This is a genomic window from Microbacterium sp. NPDC056057 (genome assembly GCF_042266945.1).
GTDB lineage: Bacteria > Actinomycetota > Actinomycetes > Actinomycetales > Microbacteriaceae > Microbacterium > Microbacterium trichothecenolyticum_C.
In genome coordinates this window covers 1,663,071-1,679,710 of record NZ_JBHJWS010000001.1, presented here as the reverse complement: position 1 = coordinate 1,679,710, position 16,640 = coordinate 1,663,071, and the positions used below count along the sequence as shown (strand labels likewise).

General features: G+C 70.7%; 18 protein-coding genes and 1 tRNA gene. 5 read left to right on the top strand and 14 right to left on the bottom strand.

All coding sequences use genetic code 11. The features are described from left to right. Positions 1–2: 2 nt before the first annotated feature. The 4 genes from ACFC1K_RS07080 to ACFC1K_RS07065 are packed head-to-tail and all read right to left on the bottom strand — an operon-like array spanning position 3 to position 4,850. Entirely contained in the window at positions 3–1,079 is a 1,077-nt protein-coding gene (locus ACFC1K_RS07080) for an ABC transporter permease (RefSeq protein WP_375871012.1), read from the bottom strand. Next, the gene (locus tag ACFC1K_RS07075) at positions 1,076–2,167 is read right to left on the bottom strand and encodes an ABC transporter permease (RefSeq protein ID WP_375871164.1); all 1,092 of its coding nucleotides are present in this window, start codon (positions 2,165–2,167) and stop codon (positions 1,076–1,078) included. The genes ACFC1K_RS07080 and ACFC1K_RS07075 overlap by 4 nt, the downstream gene beginning before the upstream one ends. 5 nt (positions 2,168–2,172) lie before the next feature. Continuing rightward, a complete protein-coding gene (locus ACFC1K_RS07070; RefSeq protein WP_375871011.1) occupies positions 2,173–3,747 on the bottom strand; it encodes a sugar ABC transporter ATP-binding protein in 1,575 nt (524 codons plus the stop codon). Continuing rightward, complete coding sequence (locus ACFC1K_RS07065) at positions 3,744–4,850, bottom strand: Gfo/Idh/MocA family protein (protein WP_375871010.1); 1,107 nt, start codon at positions 4,848–4,850, stop codon at positions 3,744–3,746. Before ACFC1K_RS07065 ends, ACFC1K_RS07070 begins: the two co-directional genes overlap by 4 nt. A gap of 113 nt (positions 4,851–4,963) precedes the next feature. On the opposite strand from ACFC1K_RS07065, the gene ACFC1K_RS07060 reads away from it, so the two are divergent. Further along, positions 4,964–6,157 (top strand): ROK family protein, encoded by a 1,194-nt coding sequence (locus ACFC1K_RS07060; protein ID WP_375871009.1) that lies wholly within the window; start codon positions 4,964–4,966, stop codon positions 6,155–6,157. A 131-nt stretch (positions 6,158–6,288) separates the two neighbouring features. Further along, the gene (locus tag ACFC1K_RS07055; protein ID WP_375871008.1) at positions 6,289–7,314 is read left to right on the top strand and encodes an NADP-dependent oxidoreductase; all 1,026 of its coding nucleotides are present in this window, start codon (positions 6,289–6,291) and stop codon (positions 7,312–7,314) included. 14 nt (positions 7,315–7,328) lie between these two features. Here ACFC1K_RS07055 and ACFC1K_RS07050 read toward each other — a convergent pair whose 3' ends face one another. After that, positions 7,329–8,222 carry a LysR family transcriptional regulator ArgP gene (locus ACFC1K_RS07050; protein ID WP_375871007.1) on the bottom strand — a complete coding sequence of 298 codons (894 nt, stop codon included), beginning with the start codon at positions 8,220–8,222 and terminating at the stop codon, positions 7,329–7,331. Positions 8,223–8,293: 71 nt separating this feature from the next. On the opposite strand from ACFC1K_RS07050, the gene lysE reads away from it, so the two are divergent. Beyond that, positions 8,294–9,037, top strand: coding sequence for an L-lysine exporter (gene lysE, locus ACFC1K_RS07045; protein ID WP_375871006.1), 744 nt, complete (start codon positions 8,294–8,296; stop codon positions 9,035–9,037). A gap of 15 nt (positions 9,038–9,052) precedes the next feature. Here lysE and ACFC1K_RS07040 read toward each other — a convergent pair whose 3' ends face one another. Next, positions 9,053–9,406: a DUF1801 domain-containing protein gene (locus ACFC1K_RS07040; protein WP_310285143.1), complete on the bottom strand. Its 354-nt coding sequence runs from the start codon at positions 9,404–9,406 to the stop codon at positions 9,053–9,055. Between the two features lie 63 nt (positions 9,407–9,469). Between ACFC1K_RS07040 and ACFC1K_RS07035 the strand changes: the two genes are divergently transcribed. Further along, positions 9,470–9,745 carry an acylphosphatase gene (locus ACFC1K_RS07035; protein ID WP_375871005.1) on the top strand — a complete coding sequence of 92 codons (276 nt, stop codon included), beginning with the start codon at positions 9,470–9,472 and terminating at the stop codon, positions 9,743–9,745. Positions 9,746–9,812: 67 nt separating this feature from the next. On the opposite strand, the gene ACFC1K_RS07030 is transcribed toward ACFC1K_RS07035, so the two are convergent. The 7 genes from ACFC1K_RS07030 to ACFC1K_RS07000 form a co-directional block, all read right to left on the bottom strand. Then, positions 9,813–10,859: an NAD(P)H-dependent flavin oxidoreductase gene (locus ACFC1K_RS07030; protein WP_375871004.1), complete on the bottom strand. Its 1,047-nt coding sequence runs from the start codon at positions 10,857–10,859 to the stop codon at positions 9,813–9,815. 118 nt (positions 10,860–10,977) lie between these two features. Continuing rightward, the gene (gene rplA / locus ACFC1K_RS07025; protein WP_310285150.1) at positions 10,978–11,670 is read right to left on the bottom strand and encodes a 50S ribosomal protein L1; all 693 of its coding nucleotides are present in this window, start codon (positions 11,668–11,670) and stop codon (positions 10,978–10,980) included. Positions 11,671–11,684: 14 nt separating this feature from the next. Beyond that, the gene (gene rplK, locus ACFC1K_RS07020; protein ID WP_045247325.1) at positions 11,685–12,116 is read right to left on the bottom strand and encodes a 50S ribosomal protein L11; all 432 of its coding nucleotides are present in this window, start codon (positions 12,114–12,116) and stop codon (positions 11,685–11,687) included. 131 nt (positions 12,117–12,247) lie between these two features. After that, entirely contained in the window at positions 12,248–13,369 is a 1,122-nt protein-coding gene (gene nusG, locus ACFC1K_RS07015) for a transcription termination/antitermination protein NusG (protein WP_375871003.1), read from the bottom strand. Positions 13,370–13,452: 83 nt separating this feature from the next. Next, entirely contained in the window at positions 13,453–13,725 is a 273-nt protein-coding gene (secE, locus tag ACFC1K_RS07010; RefSeq protein WP_045300625.1) for a preprotein translocase subunit SecE, read from the bottom strand. 90 nt (positions 13,726–13,815) lie between these two features. After that, positions 13,816–13,888 (bottom strand) — tRNA-Trp (locus ACFC1K_RS07005). A gap of 176 nt (positions 13,889–14,064) precedes the next feature. Further along, complete coding sequence (locus tag ACFC1K_RS07000) at positions 14,065–14,502, bottom strand: pyridoxamine 5'-phosphate oxidase family protein (RefSeq protein WP_375871002.1); 438 nt, start codon at positions 14,500–14,502, stop codon at positions 14,065–14,067. Positions 14,503–14,566: 64 nt separating this feature from the next. Here ACFC1K_RS07000 and ACFC1K_RS06995 point away from each other — a divergent pair, with 64 nt between their 5' ends. Beyond that, a complete protein-coding gene (locus tag ACFC1K_RS06995; protein WP_375871001.1) occupies positions 14,567–15,190 on the top strand; it encodes a hypothetical protein in 624 nt (207 codons plus the stop codon). Between the two features lie 81 nt (positions 15,191–15,271). Here the strand turns inward: ACFC1K_RS06995 and ACFC1K_RS06990 are convergent, their stop codons facing one another. Beyond that, complete coding sequence (locus ACFC1K_RS06990; RefSeq protein ID WP_310285154.1) at positions 15,272–16,633, bottom strand: NAD-dependent succinate-semialdehyde dehydrogenase; 1,362 nt, start codon at positions 16,631–16,633, stop codon at positions 15,272–15,274. Positions 16,634–16,640 lie beyond the last annotated feature (7 nt).

Below are 16,640 nucleotides of genomic sequence, written 5' to 3'. Positions count from 1 at the left end.
TGCTAGCTCCTGTTGTTGTGTGCTGCGCCCTCGCCTGCGAGGGCCGGTGTTGCGGACGACTCCTCGGCGCCGTCGGGCGCGTCGGGTTCCTTCCCCGGTGAGGGAGGGGTCGGTGGGCCGCTGCGCCGCCGGGACCGGAACACCAGTCCCGAGTAGGCGACGGCGGCGATGATGATGACGCCCTGGACCGCGTCGCGCAGCGACGACGGCACTCCGGCGATGTTGAGCAGCAGGAAGAGCGCTTCGAGCACGAAGGCGCCGGCCACGGCGGCGACGATCCACCCGCGACCGCCGCCGAGCACCACCCCGCCGAGCACGACGGCGGTGATCGCGACGAACTCGTAGCCGCGTCCGACCGACGGGTGCACGCCCGCGTAGCCGACGAGCAGCACGGCCGAGACGGTCGCCGACAGCGACGAGATCATGAAGGCGCGCGTCGTGACCCACCAGTCGCGCGCCCCCGAGTACCGCGTCGCTCGTGCGTTGTCGCCGATCGCGATGAGGAGCTTGCCCAGCGGGCGCTTGGTGATCCAGATGCCGAGCGCGAGCCACACCGCGAGGATCAGCACCGACCACGGCAGGAAGTCGATGACCGGAAGATCGCGGAGGCCGCCGCGGCCGATCTGACGGAAGCTGTCGGCGGGATTCCCCGTCGCCGCTCCGCCCGTCCACCACAGCACCAGGCCGAGGAGGGCGAGCATCATGCCGAGCGTCACGATGAAGGACGGCACCTTGAGGAGGGTCGTGAGCAAGCCGTTCACGAGTCCGACGAACAGGCCGAGCACGATCATGAGGGCGAGGACCGGCACGGTGCGCGAATCGTCCTGGCCGACGAGGTTGCCCGCGACGATCACCTGCGCGGTGATGAGCGAGCCCTGCGAGAGGTCGAACTCCCCCGCGATGATGACGAAGTACTGGCCGATCGCGACGATCGCGACGGGCGCGACCCGCTGGATGTAGCGCATGATCTGGCCGGGCTCGGCGAAGTTCGGGTTCAGCAGCATGATGGCCACGAGCAGGATCACGAGCAGCAGGAACACTGCACCGCGCGGGCTCACGAGCGCGTTCAGGAACCTCATCGCGCACCTCCCTGGGTCGCTGCGCCGTCTTCGGCCGCGTCGGCATCCGCCTCGAGGGCGTGGGATGCCGCGACCATCGCCGGGGCGGCGGCTTCAGCCTGGGCGTCGCCGCCGGTTCTCGTCCCGCCCGGGCCGAACCGCGTGCGACGGCGCACGATCGCGCGGCGGCTGTACACGGCGACCGCGGCGACGATGACGACGCCGCGCACGACGTCCTTGAGGAACGGATTCACCTGCATGACGCTCATGACGTTGTCGACGACCGCGAAGATCGCCACGCCGCCGATCGTGCCCCAGACCGACCCCCGGCCGCCCAGGAGCAGGGTCCCGCCGAGCACGACGGTCGCGATCGACAGCAGCGCGTAGCCGCCCTGCTGGCCCACGGTCGGACTGCCGACGCCGAGCCTGCTCGCGAGCAGCAGCCCGGCGAGCCCGGCGAAGACCGAGCAGATCACGTGTGCCGCGATGAGCGGCGGACGCGTGCGCACGCCCGACAGGCGGGCGACCTCGGGGTCGCCGCCGACTGCGAACAGGTGCGCGCCGGTGCGGGTGCGGTCGAGCAGGAACCAGACCAGGGCGGCGAGCGCGATCATGATGATCGTCGACACCGGCACCGGCCCGACGCCCGTCGCGCCGATGAGCTGGAACGCCCACGGCACCGATCCGGCGCTCCCCTGGAAGTTCGTGTTCAGGACGCCCTGCAGGATGAGCCCGACACCGAGGGTGGCGATGAACCCGTTGACCTTCAGCACGGTGACGATCAGCCCGTTCGCGAGCCCGATGAAGGCGCACACCAGCAGCGTGAGCGTCACCGCCCAGGGGATGTTCGCCGGGTTCCCGTTCATCGTCGTGGCTGCGATGAGGCTCGCGAGGCTGATGACGTAGGTGACCGAGAGGTCGAGGGACGCGCCGAGGATGACGAGCGTCTGCCCGATCGCGACGAGGCCCAGCACGCTCATGCCGGTGAGGATGTCGCGGATGTTGCCGGGGCTGAAGAAGCTGCGGCCGACGGTCGCCACGAGGATCGCGCCGATCGCGATGACGAGGATCAGGATGCCGAGCACGATCACGGTGGAGTCGACACGCATGCGCTTCACGGGCGGCTCCCCTCGTCGTCGGTGCGCTGATCGTCGGGCACGTCCTCCCCGTCCGCGGAACCGGTCGCGGCCGCCAGCACCTCGTGCTCGGCGGAACCCGCCGCCAGCTCCGCGGCGAGCTCGCCGTCCCGCATGACCAGGATGCGGTCGCTCATGCCGATGACCTCGGGCAGCTCGCTCGACACCATGAGCACGGCCTTCCCCTCGGCGGCGAGCTGACGCATGAGCTGGTAGACCGCGACCTTCGCGCCGACGTCGATGCCGCGTGTCGGCTCGTCGAACAGCACGATCTGCGGGTCGGTGACGAGCCACTTCGCGAGCACGACCTTCTGCTGGTTGCCCCCGGAGAGGAACCGCACCTCCTGATCGACGCCGCGCGACGACACCTCGAGCGAGCTCAGGATGCCCGGCACCCGCCTGCGCGAGGCGCCGGTGCGTCCGGCGAAGACGCTGCGCACCACAAGCAGGGAGTTGTCGAGCACGGACTGGCCGAGCGCGAGGCCCTGCGCCTTCCGGTCCTCGGTCACGAGCGCGAGTCCCGCCCGCACCGCGGCTCGCGGGCTGGTGAACCGCACCGATCGTCCGTCGAGGGTCATGCCGCCGCGGGTGAAGCCGTGCACGCCGAAGATGCCCTCGACGAGTTCGGTGCGACCCGACCCCTGAAGTCCGGCGAGTCCCACGATCTCTCCGGCGCGCAGCGTGAGGGAGACCCCGTCCACGTACTCGTTGCCGCAGTCGGTGAGCTCCAGGCGCGGCCCGCCGAGCGTCGTGCCCTCGACTGGGCCGGGGAAATACGACTGCAGCGGCCGGCCCACCATGCGACGGACCAGCTCCGCGTCGGTGAGGTCGGTCGCGGCATCCGTCGACACCAGCGCGCCGTCCTTCAGGATCGTGATTCGATCGCACAGGTCGAAGATCTCCTTCAGCCGGTGCGAGACGTAGATGACGGCGACGCCCCGTGCGGTGAGCCGCCGGATGATCGCGTAGAGGAGCTCGACCTCGTGGTCGCTGAGCGCCGCGGTCGGCTCGTCCATCGAGATCACGCGCGCGTCGAACGAGAGGGCTTTGACGATCTCGACGATCTGCTGCTCGGCGACCGTCAGCGACGAGATGCGGGCGCCCGGGTCGATGAACGAGACACCCAGACCGTCGAGCAGCTCGCGCGTGCGGCGCTGCATGCCCTTCTTGTCGATGAAGCCGCCGCGCCGCGGCTCGCGACCGAGGAACACGTTCTGTGCGACGGTGCGCTCGGGCAGCAGGTTGAACTCCTGGAAGACCGTCACGAGGCCCGCGTCCATCGCCTGCCGCGGGTGGCCCCACGCGACCGGCTGCCCCTCGAACTCGACCGACCCGGCGTCGGCGTGGTGGACGCCGGCGAGCACCTTCATGAGCGTGGACTTGCCGGCGCCGTTCTCGCCGACGAGCCCGTGGACCTCGCCGCGACGGACGTCGAGGTCGACGTCCGAGAGCACGCGCACGCCGAAGAACGACTTCGAGATGCCGCGGGCGCGGAGCACGACGTCCGAGCCGCCCGGTGGGACCGGCGTGTCGGCGAGCATCGTGTCGGTCATGCCGGCACCTCGATCCATGTTCGGGTCTGGGCGGATTCGAGCACGGCCGCGGTCAGGACGGCCGCGCGCAGGCCGTCGGCGAACGTCGGCATCCCGTCCGGCCGTGCCCCGCCGATGGCGGCGTAGACGTCGGCGACGAACCCGTCGAAGGCGTCCTGGTATCCCATGGGATGCCCGGCGGGCACGGTCTGCAGCCGCGTCGAGTCGGGGTGGTCGGCGGCCGGATCCCGCAGCACGAGCCGGGAGCCCTTGCGTGCCCCGACCCACAGCTCCTCGGGGCGCTCCTGGTCGAAGCGCAGGCTCCGGCGGGTGCCGTGCAGCTCGAGGACGAGCGCGTTCTTGCGGCCGGGGGCCATCTGCGACACGAGCAGCGTGCCCAGCGCGCCGGACTCCGTCTCGACCAGCAGCGCGGCCACGTCCTCGTTCGTGACCGACCGGCCCGCGCGCTCGTCGAACATCCGGCGGGTGCGAGCGGCCATGCGGGCGATGCGCTCCCCGGTCACGAACTCGACCAGGTCGCACAGGTGCGAGCCGATGTCGGCGAAGGCGCGCGACGGACCGCCGGCTGCGGCATCCGCTCGCCAGTCGTCGTCGTTCTGCCGCAGCATCCAGTCCTGCAGATACGAGCCGTCCAGCGAGAGCAGTGTTCCGATCCGGCCGGAGGCGACGCGCGCGCGGGCCTCGCGGACCATCGGGTGGTAGCGATAGACGAAGGGAACCGCGGCGACGACGCCGGTCGCGGCGGCGTGCCGGGCGAGCGCCCGCGCGTCGGAGACGGAGGTCGCCAGCGGCTTCTCGCACACGACGTGCTTGCCGGCGACGAGGACCGCCTCGGCGAGCGACGCGTGGGTGGCGTTGGGGGTGCAGATGTGCACCACGTCGACATCGGATGCTGCGATCACGCCGGCTGCGTCGTCCTCGACACGGGCGACCCCGAGCTCTCGAGCCACCGCCTCGGCGCGGTCCCGGCTGGAGGAGGCCACCGACGCCAGTCGGGCACCTGCCCGCCGCGCGGCGGCCGCATGGACTCGCCCCATGAATCCGCCGCCGACGAGTCCGGTGCGGACCGTGCCGACGACAGTGTCGATGACTTCCGTAGTCATGCGGCGATCATGGCATGCAGCATCCGACTTTTGCTAGATCTCCGTCAAAAGTAATCGTGCTGTGATCTTAAGTCCTGCTGACTTCGGTCAGAAGGCCGTGCTTTACTGTCGCCATGGTCGATGCAGTGCGCGGCAGCGGAGCCGTCGGAAGCAACGGCGCGGGCGAGATCTTCCAGATCCTCCGCGATGGCCATGCGCGCACCAAAGCCGAGCTCGCGACCCTGACGGGCCTGGCCCGGTCGACGGTCTCCGGTCGCGTCGACACCCTGCTGGCCGCCGGACTCCTGCGCCCCGCGGGCGAGGCCGTGTCCACCGGCGGACGCCCGCCGGCGCGGGTCGCCTTCAATCCGTCGGCCGGGGTCGTGATCGCGGTCGACCTCGGCGCGACCCACGCGACGATCGCCGTCGCCGATCTCGCCGCGAGCATCCTCACGTCGAACACGCATCCCCTCGACATCGCCGACGGCCCGGAGGCGGTGCTCGACGCCGTGATCTCGGAGGGCGCGGCTCTGCTGGAGCAGCAGGGCATCGCCGCCTCCCACGTCGTCGGTGTGGGCATCGGCGTGCCGGGGCCCGTCGAGCATTCGACCGGCCGGCCGACGAACCCGCCCATCATGCCGGGATGGGACCGGTTCGACGTGCCGCACTACGTGCAGCGCACCTTCGACGTGCCCGTGCTCGTCGACAACGACGTCAACATCCTCGCGCTCGGCGAGCAGGCGCTCAGCTGGCCGGGCGTGGCCGACCTGATCTTCGTCAAGGTGTCGACGGGCATCGGCGCCGGCATCATCTCCGGCGGCGCGCTGCAGCGCGGCGCCCAGGGGTCGGCCGGCGACATGGGCCACGTGCAGGTGCCCTACAGCCACGACTCGCCGCGGCCGCCCGGCGACCAGCGAGACCTCGAAGCGATCGCGAGCGGCACCGCGATCGCGGCCGACCTGCGCGCGCAGGGCATCGACGCCGCCGGGAGCGCAGACGTCGTCGCCCTCGTCCGTGCGGGGCACCAGGCCGCCATCACCGCGACGCGGCAGGCCGGCCGCGAGGTCGGCGAAGTGCTCGCGACCGTCGTCAACATGCTCAATCCGTCGGTCATCGTGATCGGCGGCAGCGTCGCCCGCGCCGGCGAGCACCTGCTCGCGGGCGTGCGCGAGGTCGTCTACCGCCGCTCGATCCCGCTCGCCACGCAGCACCTGGGCATCGTGCAGTCCCAGGCCGACGAGACGGCCGGCGTGCTGGGGGCGGCGATCATGGTCACCCAGCAGGTGCTCTCTCCCGCGGCGGTGGAACTCCGCGCAGCCCGAGCCTGACCGCCGGGCCCGACGTTTTGCGACAGCGGTAGCACCCGCGTAACACGGGCGAGACGAAGGCAGGGTTGACTGTAGCCAACGGGGGTTCAGTTCTGGTGCCGAAGGCGGCACACCCGCGGAAGGAGCGCACGATGAGGATCCGACCGTTGCGATCGGCACCCGAGACCCCGCTCGCCCCCGTCGAGGCGCCGCCCGCCGAGATGCAGGCGATGGTCGTGGACGCCCCGGGCGACGCGGATGCGCTGCACGCAGCATCCGTTCCCGTCCCCTCCCCCGTGCTGAGTGAGCTGCTCGTACGGGTCGTCGCCGCCGGAGTGAACCCGATCGACGCCAAGACCCGCAGCGGCCGAGGCGTCTCGGGAGCCATCGCGGCGTACCCTGCTACCCTCGGCTACGACTTCAGCGGCATCGTCGTGAAGAGCCCGTACGAGGCGCACCCGCTCGCCCCCGGCACCGAGGTGTTCGGCATGGCCTCCTTCCCGCGCACCGGCGGCTCGTACGCCGAGTACGTCGTGGCGCCGTCCCTCTCGGTCGCACGCAAGCCCGCGTCGCTGTCGCACGTCGAGGCCGCCGGCGTGCCGCTCGCCGCGCTCACCGCCTGGGGACTCGTGGTCGAGACCGCGCATGCGCACGAGGGGCAGCGCGTGCTGATCCACGCCGGAAGCGGCGGCGTCGGCCATTTCGCGGTGCAGTTCGCCGCCTACTTCGGCGCCCACGTCACCGTGACAGCGTCCGGCCGCAACGCCTCGTGGCTGCGCGAACTCGGTGCCGCCGTGGTCATCGACTACACGACCACTCGGTTCGAAGAGGTCGTCGGCGAAGTGGACGTCGTCATCGACCTCGTCGGCAACGTCCATGCCGAGACCGGGACGCGCTCGCTCGAGGTGCTGCGGCCCGGCGGGCTCTACGTGCTGGTGCCGACCGGCTCGTGGCCGGGCTATGCCGAAGCGGCGGCCGAGGCGGGCGTGCGCACCACCTCGTACAAGGTGATCCCCGACGGCGGCGCGCTGGCGACCATCGGGCGCCTCCTCGACTCCGGCTCGGTGCAGGTCTACATCGAGCAGGTGTTCGACCTCGCCGAGGCATCCGCCGCGCATCGCGCGATCGAGACCGGACACACGCGCGGCAAGGTCGTGCTCCGCGTGAGCGACGGCTGACCCGCGTCGGCCCGTCATCGCAAAGGCGCCAGCACGCGCCTTCCTTCGGCGACGATCGCGTCCGCGATGGCGTCGAGCAGCGGTGAGCGGAGATTCCACTGCTGCCAGTGCAGCGCGACGTCGACCGGCGGGCCGCCCAGCAGCACGAGCTCGCCGCGCTCGAGGGCGTCATGGGACTGGAACCGCGGCAGCATCGCCCAGCCGAGGCCGAGGCGCACCGCAGACGCGAAGTCGCTCGACGCGGGCACGTAGTGCCGCGGCGGCACGGCCGGGTCGACGCCCTGCTGAGCCAGCCACTCGTTCTGCAGGTCGTCGCGGCGGTCGAAGTCCACGAGCGGCGCGTGCGCCAGTGCCGTCACGCGGTCCTCGCCGAGCCACCGTGCCGCATACGCGGGCGTCGCGACCGCCTCGTAGCGCATCGCCCCGAGCACCGAGCTGCGGCACCCGGCGACGGGCGCGGCGCGCGAGGTGACGGCGCCCATGACAGTCCCCGACTCGAGCAGTCCCGCGGTGAAGTCCTGGTCGTCGCGGTGCAGATCGAAGACGACGGGATGCTGCTCCGCCAGCCGCGCGAGCGGTTCGAGGAACCACGTGGCCAGCGAGTCCGCGTTCACGGCGAGTGGCACCACAGTGAGCGCGGTCTCGTCGTCGCCGGCGCCGAGCTCCGCGAGCGCGTCGTGCTCGAGCAGCGCCGTCTGCCGCGCGAGCCGGATCACCGACATGCCGGCCTCCGTCGGCCGTACGGGCTTGGAGCGCACCAGCACCAGCCGCCCGAGCTGCTCCTCGAGCGCTTTGATGCGCTGACTCACCGCCGACGGCGTGACGTGCAGACGGCGTGCGGCAGCGTCGAGCGTGCCCTCGTCGACGACGACGGCCAGGGTCTCAGCCAGCTCGAACGGGATCCGCATAGTAAGTAGCGCTAATGGTACTGAAGATGCATGAGCTGGACTACGGATGCCGCGGCTCGTAGCGTCGACTCGTGCTCTCCCCCGTCCTCGCCGGCCTCGGCCTCGGCTTCTCCCTCATCATCGCGATCGGCGCCCAGAACCTGTTCGTGCTGCGCCAGGGTCTGCGCCGCGAGCACGTGCTCGCGGTCGCGGCGATCTGCGCGATCTCGGACGCCGTGCTCATCGCGCTCGGCGTCTCGGGCATCGGGTTCGTGCTGCAGGCCGTGCCGTGGCTCGTCGACGTGGTCCGCTGGGCGGGTGCGCTGTTCCTGGTGGCGTACGGCCTGCTGGCGGCACGGCGCGCCTGGCGCCCGTCGGGTGAGACGCTCGGTGCCGGCGCTGCGGACCCGGACCCGGCGGCATCCTCCGGCGCGTCCGCACCCGCACCCCCCGCCCACACCCACACGGGCGAGGCGCTCGAACCCGACGCGTCCGCCTCCGCGGTGCGCAGCGACATCCGCACCGCCACCACGCCCTCGACCCACGCCCGCCTGATCCCGGTGCTGCTCACCTGCCTGGCGCTGACATGGCTCAACCCGCACGTCTACCTCGACACCGTGTTCCTCCTCGGCACCGTCGCGAACACGCACGGCGACTCCCGCTGGCTCTTCGCCGCAGGTGCCATGGCTGCGAGCGTCATCTGGTTCTTCGGCCTCGCGTTCGGCGCACGCCTGCTCGGACGCTGGCTGTCGACCCCCCGCGCCTGGCGCATCCTCGACGCGGTGATCGCTGTCGTGATGATCGCACTCGGCGTCTCGCTCGTGCTCCCGCACTGACCGAGGCCATCGCCGTCAGCCGTCGATCTGCTCCTTGCGGGCGAGCACGAGGGCACGCACGACGTCGTCGGGCAGCGGGTGCTCCGGCTGGTAGCGGATGGTCCCCTTGTCGAGGCCGATGCCGGGGTGTCCGGCGAGCGCGTCCGCGACCGCCGACACCGCGTCGGGGCTGAACGGGTACACCCCGATGTGCTTCTTCGCCCGCATCACCGAGAGGAGCGGCTTGCCGCGGTACACCAGCGCCGGCATCCCGTAGCCGCGCCCCTGCTCCGCGTCGGGCGCCTCCTCTCGCGCGATGGCGTAGATCCGCTCGACCGACGGCCGGTCGGCCGCGTCGAGTTCTTCCAGAAGTTCGTCGACGGTACCCATGTCGGCATCCTGGCCGACTTCTCCCGCTCGCGGCAAGGCGCGTGCGGCGGCAAGATGGGCGGCATGAGACGCGTGCACGTGACGGTCCGCGGAGACGTGCAGGGCGTCGGCTACCGCTACACCCTGCTCATCGTCGCGCGCGAGGCCGGCGCGGCGGGCTGGGTGCGCAACCGCCGCGACGGCTCGGTCGAAGCCGAGGTCGAGGGCACCCCGGGTCAGGTCGACGAGGTGCTGGCGTGGATGGCCGAGGGCCCGCCCGGTTCGCGCGTCGAGCAGGCGACGGTGACGGATGCCGCCGCCACCGGCGAACGGGGCTTCGAGGTGCTCCCCACCCACTGACACCTGCTCATCTGTCGCGATCCGCCGCTCGCCGCGACAGTTCGTGACAGGTGAGCTCCCGAGGAGGTCAGTCCGGGAGGCCGGCCGCGAGCTCGGCGAACACCTCGGCCGCGTCGTCGCTGGGCGCGAGCCCGGCCGCCTGTCCGGCCCACAGCGACACGAGGTCGCCGTCACCACGGCGCCCGGCCTCGGCCCGGAACTGGCCGGTGAGCCAGTTCTGCGCCGGGAACGGGGCGATGATCCCCGTCGTCTCGATCTCGCGCATCGCCCGATTCGGGATGCCGCGGGCCAGTCGCCCGCTCATCGCGCGGGTGAGCACGGTGGCGGTGTCGGCGGCGTCGGCGATGGCCTGCCGGTGCACGTCGGTGGCGGCCGACTGGCGCGTGCGGAGGAACGCCGAGCCCACCTGCACCCCCGACGCGCCGAGGGCGAACGCCGCCGCGACGCCGCGACGGTCTCCGATGCCGCCGGCCGCGATGACCGGCACCTCCACCGCGTCGACCACCTGCGGCACGAGCGCGAACGTGCCGACGAGCGACTGCTCGGCGGGCCGCAGGAACGACACCCGGTGACCGCCCGCTTCGGCCCCGGTCGCGACGATGGCGTCCACCCCGGCTGCTTCGAGCGCCACGGCTTCCGCGACCGTGGTGGCGGTGCCGATGACACGGATGCCTCCGCTCCGCGCCGCCGCGACCACGTGCTCCGACGGCACGCCGAAGACCACGCTCAACACCGCGGGCGCAGCATCCATCACCGCCGTCAGCTGGGAGTCGAGGTCGGGCAGGAACTCGATCGGGGGCGTCGGGTGGGCGAGGCCCAGTTCGTCGTACAGGGGCGCGACCGCCTCGATCGCCGGCCTCAGGTCGACGTCGCCCGGCGTGACCTCGTCGCCCGTCGGCAGCCAGAGGTTGACGGCGAACGGACGCCGCGTCGCGGAGTGGAGCGCGGCGATCGTGTCGCTGATGCGGTCGGCGGAGTAGCCGTACAGACCATACGAGCCGAGTCCGCCGAGCTCGCTCACCGCAGCCGTCAGCTCGATCGACGACAGTCCCCCGAAGGGGCCGAGCACGATCGGCGCGTCGATTCCGAACAGGTCCTGGAGCGTCTTCGACATGCCTCAGACGCTACTCCCGCCCCGCGTCCTCTGGCCCGGAGTTACGCGGGAACGACGAAGGCCCCACCCGGACGGGTGGGGCCTTCGGCGACTCTGTGTCGCTGAGCTTGTCGAAGCATCAGACGATGCTGTTCACGTCCAGCGGGATGCCGGGGCCGAACGTGGTCGACACGGCGCCCTTCTGGATGTAACGACCCTTCGAGCTCGACGGCTTGAGGCGGACGATCTCCTCGAGCGCGGCCTTCAGGTTCTCGTCGAGCTGCTCGGCCGAGAACGAGGCCTTGCCGACGACGAAGTGCACGTTGGCGTGCTTGTCGACGCGGAACTCGATCTTTCCGCCCTTGATCTCCTCGACGGCCTTGGCCGGGTTGGGGGTCACGGTGCCGGTCTTCGGGTTGGGCATGAGGCCGCGGGGGCCGAGCACCTTGCCGAGTCGACCGACCTGGCCCATGAGCTCGGGCGTCGAGACGGCCGCGTCGAACGCGGTCCAGCCGCCGGCGACCTTCTCGATGAGCTCGGCGCCGCCGACCTCGTCCGCACCCGCGGCGATCGCGGCCTCAGCGGCCGGACCCGTCGCGAACACGATGACGCGGGCGGTCTTGCCGGTGCCGTGCGGGAGGATGACGGTGCCGCGCACCATCTGGTCGGCCTTGCGAGGGTCGACGGAGAGCTTGAGCGCGACCTCGACGGTCGAGTCGAACTTCGCCGAGCCGGTCTGCTTCGCGAGCGCGACGGCCTCGGTGGGGCTGTAGAACTTGTCCGCCTCGATCTTGGCGGCGGCGGCCCGGAAGGCCTTGGACTTGGTAGCCATGTTTCCTATCCCCCTCAGTCCTCGACCGTGATGCCCATGGAACGGGCGGTGCCGGCGATGATCTTCGAGGCGGCCTCGATGTCATTCGCGTTCAGGTCGGGCTGCTTCGTCTCTGCGATCTGGCGCACCTGCTCCTTGGTGAGCTTGGCGACCTTGACCGTGTGAGGGGTCTTGGAGCCCTTCTGGACGCCCGCAGCCTTCTTGATGAGCTCAGCGGCCGGCGGGGTCTTCAGGATGAACGTGAAGCTGCGGTCCTCGTAGACGGTGATCTCCACGGGGATGACGTTGCCGCGCTGCGACTCGGTCGCGGCGTTGTACGCCTTGCAGAACTCCATGATGTTGACGCCATGCTGACCGAGCGCGGGGCCGATCGGCGGCGCCGGGTTGGCTGCACCGGCGTTGATCTGAAGCTTGATCAGGCCGGTCACCTTCTTCTTCGGTGCCATTCTTCTTCCTTTCGTCGAACGACGGCTGCCGGGGCAACCGGTTCTCCCGCGAATCCGGCGGTTCCGGAACGCGGTGTCAGACGCGCACGCTCAAGGCGCGCGCAAACCTGCAGAGTCTACCAGGTGGTGGATCAGAGCTTGGTGACCTGGTCGAACGACAGCTCGACCGGGGTCTCGCGCTCGAAGAGCGAGACGAGGACCGTGAGCTTGCCGCTCTCGGGCTTGATCTCGCTGATCGTGCCGGGCAGGCCCGCGAACGAGCCTTCCTTGATCGTGATGGTCTCGCCGACCTCGAAGTCGACCTCGGCGGGGATGACGCGGGCCGCGGCAGCGGCGCCCTTCTTGGCCGCACCGCCCTTGGCACCGGCGACCTCCTTGACCTCGACGAGGCTCTTCAGCATGTTGAAGGCCTCCTCGAAGCGCAGCGGAGTCGGGTTGTGGGCGTTGCCGACGAAGCCGGTGACACCGGGCGTGTGGCGGACGACCGACCAGGTGTCCTCGTTGAGCTCCATGCGCACGAGCACGTAGCCGGGGATACGGACGCGCGTGACCATCTTGCGCTGACCGTTCTTGATCTCGACGACGTCCTCCATCGGGACCTCGATCTGGTAGATCTCCTCCTCGACCTCGAGCGTCGACTTGCGCTGCTCGATGTTGGCCTTCACCTTGCGCTCGAAGCCGGCGTAGGAGTGGATGACGTACCACTTGCCCGGGAGGGTGCGGAGGTCTGCGCGGAACGCCTCGAAGGGATCCTCGTCGTCATCCTCGTCGTCGCTCTCAGGGGCCTCGGCGGCGTCGGCCGGCGAGACGGATGCCTCGGCGTCGTCGACGACGGCGGCTGCGGCGTCCACCTCTGCGACGAAGTCCTCGTCGAGCTCGGGCTCGTCCTCATCGCCGTTCACGTCGGGACCGTCGTAGGGGGTCACCTCGTCGGCGGCTTCGGCCTCGCGCTCGGCGACCTCCTCCGCGATGGAGTCGTTGATGACCTCGGCCGCGGCCTCGGTCTCTGCGGTCTCGTCCAGGTTGAGAGCGTCGTTCACGATGGCGTCCGCCTCCGGGTCGTCGATGTCGATGTCGTCCAGGTCGGCGTCGTCCTCGTCGGAGTCGTCGACGATGTGGATCGCGACGTGCTCGGCGGCCTCCACCGACCGCTCCTCCGCGGCGAGGACGTTGCCCTCCTGAGCTTCGTCGTCCTCCGACGACTGCTCTGCGGCCGTCGCCCAATCGGCGTCGTCGACATATCTTTCAGTCACGTGAGTTCTCTTCCGTTCCGTCCGCTGCCGGACCTGCGGTCCGCCCGTGTCATGCCACCGCTCTGAGCCGGTGGCGCTCGGGATCAGGCGCCGGGCACTCCGAAGACGTACGACGTGATCCACACGAACAGCACGTCCAGACCGTAGACGAGCGCCATCATCACGACGACGAAGCCCAGCACCACCGCCGTGTACTTCAGCAGCTCCTGGCGCGTCGGCGTGACGACCTTGCGGAGCTCGGCGAAGACCTGACGGACGAACAGGGCGATACGAGCGAAGACGTTGGGCTTCTTCTCGCGAGGCGCGGCCGTTCCCTCTGCGGGGACGACTTCGCCCTTCGGCTCGTCCTGAACCATCGATGCCACCTGATTACCTTCCGTGAGCCGACACGGATCGGCACACTGTGTTGTCAACCACCAGCATGTCACCGGCGTTGCGCTGACGCGCAGGGCGGACAGGAATCGAACCTGCAACCTGCGGTTTTGGAGACCGCTGCTCTGCCAATTGAGCTACCGCCCTAGAGACCCGGAGGTCTCGCGGAACCCGCACTCTTCCCCTCTCACCGCGGCTTGAGGATCCGTGCCCGAGGACCGGGCACGGCGAAAGAATGCAGACTTCGACTGCACGTTCCAGTGTACGGCATGCCCGCGGGCCCCGCGAACCGAGGCGGCTCCGCACACGCGCGCACACGGGGATCAGTACTGCTGCACGCCGTACCGGTCGGGCTCGGCCGAGCGCTCGAAGGCGCGCCCCGACAGCGAAGTCGCCTCGACCCGCACATACGTGTACTTGAGCGTCGGGATCCACGGCCGAAGGCCCAGGCCGTCGGCGCGCTCCACGTCGGCGGAGCGGTCGAGCGGGTGCGCGCGGCCGCGCAGGATCACACTCCACGCGTCGGTGTCGGTGTGGTCGTCGACCTCGAAGAGCACCTCGTCGTTGACCGTGAGCTCGAACAGCTTGCTCCCCTGCGCGGTGCGGAAGAGCACGCTCTCGCCGTCGACGACGTAGTTCACGGGGAAGATGTCGAGCACGTCGCCGACATGCGTGACGAGGCGGCCGAGCTCCTGCGTGCGCAGGCGCTCCCAGCACTCTTCATCGGAGAGGGAGACGACGGGGTCCGGTGTGTCTGCCATGACTCCATCCTCGCGCTCGCGCTCCGTCCGCGACACCCCCGGATGACGGCATTACCATTCCGGCATGACTCTTGCGCAGACCCTGCTCGACGAGCTGTGGGACTTCTCCGACGCGGCCGGCTCCGAGGCGCGCCTGCGCGCGGCGGCGGCAGTCGAGACGGATGCTGCCGCCCGCGCCGAGCTCGAGACGCAGGTCGCGCGCTCTCTGGGCCTGCAGGAGCGGTTCGACGAGGCCGACGCGATGCTCGACGCCGTCGCGATCGAGGATGCCGCCGTCGCGGCGCGAGCCGCGCTGGAGCGCGGCCGCGTGCGCAACTCCGCAGGCGATCCCGAAGCGGCGGTCCCGTACTTCCTCGCTGCCGTGGATGCGGCGTCCGGAGCCGGACTGACGTTCCTGCAGGTCGACGCGCTGCACATGCTCGCCATCGCAGAGCCCGAACAGGCTGAGGAGTGGACCTCCGCGGCCCTCGGTGCGCTCGAGGGCGCCACGGATCCCCGCACCCTCCGCTGGAACGTCTCCCTGCACAACAACGCCGGCTGGCGACTCTTCGACGCCGGCCGCCTCGAGGACGCGATCACGGAGTTCGAGGCGGCACGGGATGCTGCGACCCGCTGGGGCACGCCCCAGCAGGTCCAGTGGGCCGACGAAGCCCTCGCCGAGGCCCGTGAGGCGCTCGGCGAGGGCTGAGCTCGCGAAACCGGGGACTCCCGCCGAGACCCAGGGCACTGCCCCCGGGTTCGACGAGAATCCCCTGTCTCGACGGCGAGGTCAGGCGCCGACGCGGATCAGCTTCTTATTGACGAACTCGTCGGCGGCCAGAAGGCCCATCTCGCGCGAGGTGCCGGAGCGCTTCACGCCGCCGAAAGGCAGCCCGGGCTCGTCGGCGAGGACCACGTTGACGTAGACCATGCCGGCGTCGATCTTGTCGGCGACGCGCTTGGCCTGCTCCTCGTCGGTGGTGAACACGTACGAGCCGAGGCCGTAGCTGGTGTCGTTCGCGAGAGCGACCGCGGCGTCCTCGTCGGCGACCTTGTAGACCACGCCCACGGGGCCGAAGAACTCCTCGCGGTAGGCGTCCATGTCGCTCGTGACGTCGGTGAGGACGGTTCCCGGGTAGAAGGCGCCGTCGCGCTGTCCGCCGGCGACCAGCGTCGCGCCCTGCGCGACGGCCTTGTCGACCTGCTCCGCGAGCCGCTCCGCCGCGGTGAGCGACGACAGCGGGCCGAGGACGGTGTCGTCGGCGAACGGGTCGCCGACCTTCGCACCCGACATCGCGGCGGTGAACTTCTCGAGGAACGCGTCGTACAGCCCGTCGACCACGATGAAGCGCTTGGCGGCGTTGCACGACTGCCCGGTGTTGTCGAGGCGGGCGGCGACCGCGGCCTCCACGGCCCCGTCGAGGTCGTCGGTCGAGAGCAGGATGAACGGGTCGGACCCGCCGAGCTCGAGCGCCACCTTCTTGAGGTTGCGGCCCGCGATCTCGGCGACGGCGGCGCCGGCGCGCTCCGAGCCGGTCACCGAGACGCCCTGCACGCGGCGATCCGCGATGACGGTCGCCGCCTGGTCGTTCGTCGCGTAGACGTTCGTGTAGACGCCCTCGAGGCCGGCGTCCGCGTAGATCGCCGCGATGGCGGCGGCCGACTCCGGGCACTGCGGGGCGTGCTTGAGGAGGATGGTGTTGCCGACCACGATGTTGGGCGCCGCGAAGCGGGCGACCTGGTAGTACGGGAAGTTCCACGGCATGATGCCCAGCAGCACGCCCAGGGGCGAGCGGCGGATGACCGCGGTGCCGTCGCCGTCGATGTCGATCGGCTGGTCCCCGGTGATCTTCTCGGCGTGGTCGGCGTAGTACTCGGTGATGTCGGCGGCGAAGTCGACCTCGCCGAGCGCCGCCTCGAGCGGCTTGCCCATCTCGCGCACGATGATCGCGGCGAGATCATCGCGACGCTCGCGATGCAGCTCCGCGACCTTGCGGATGCCCGCAGCGCGCTCGGCGACCGGCCGGTCGCGCCAGGTGCGGTACGCAGCATCCGCTCCCGCGAGCGCGGCCTCGAGGGCCTCGTCGGTGATGGTCGGATACGTGGCCAGGGTCTCGCCCGTGGCCGGGTTGACGACGGCGTAGTCGGTCATGCTTACT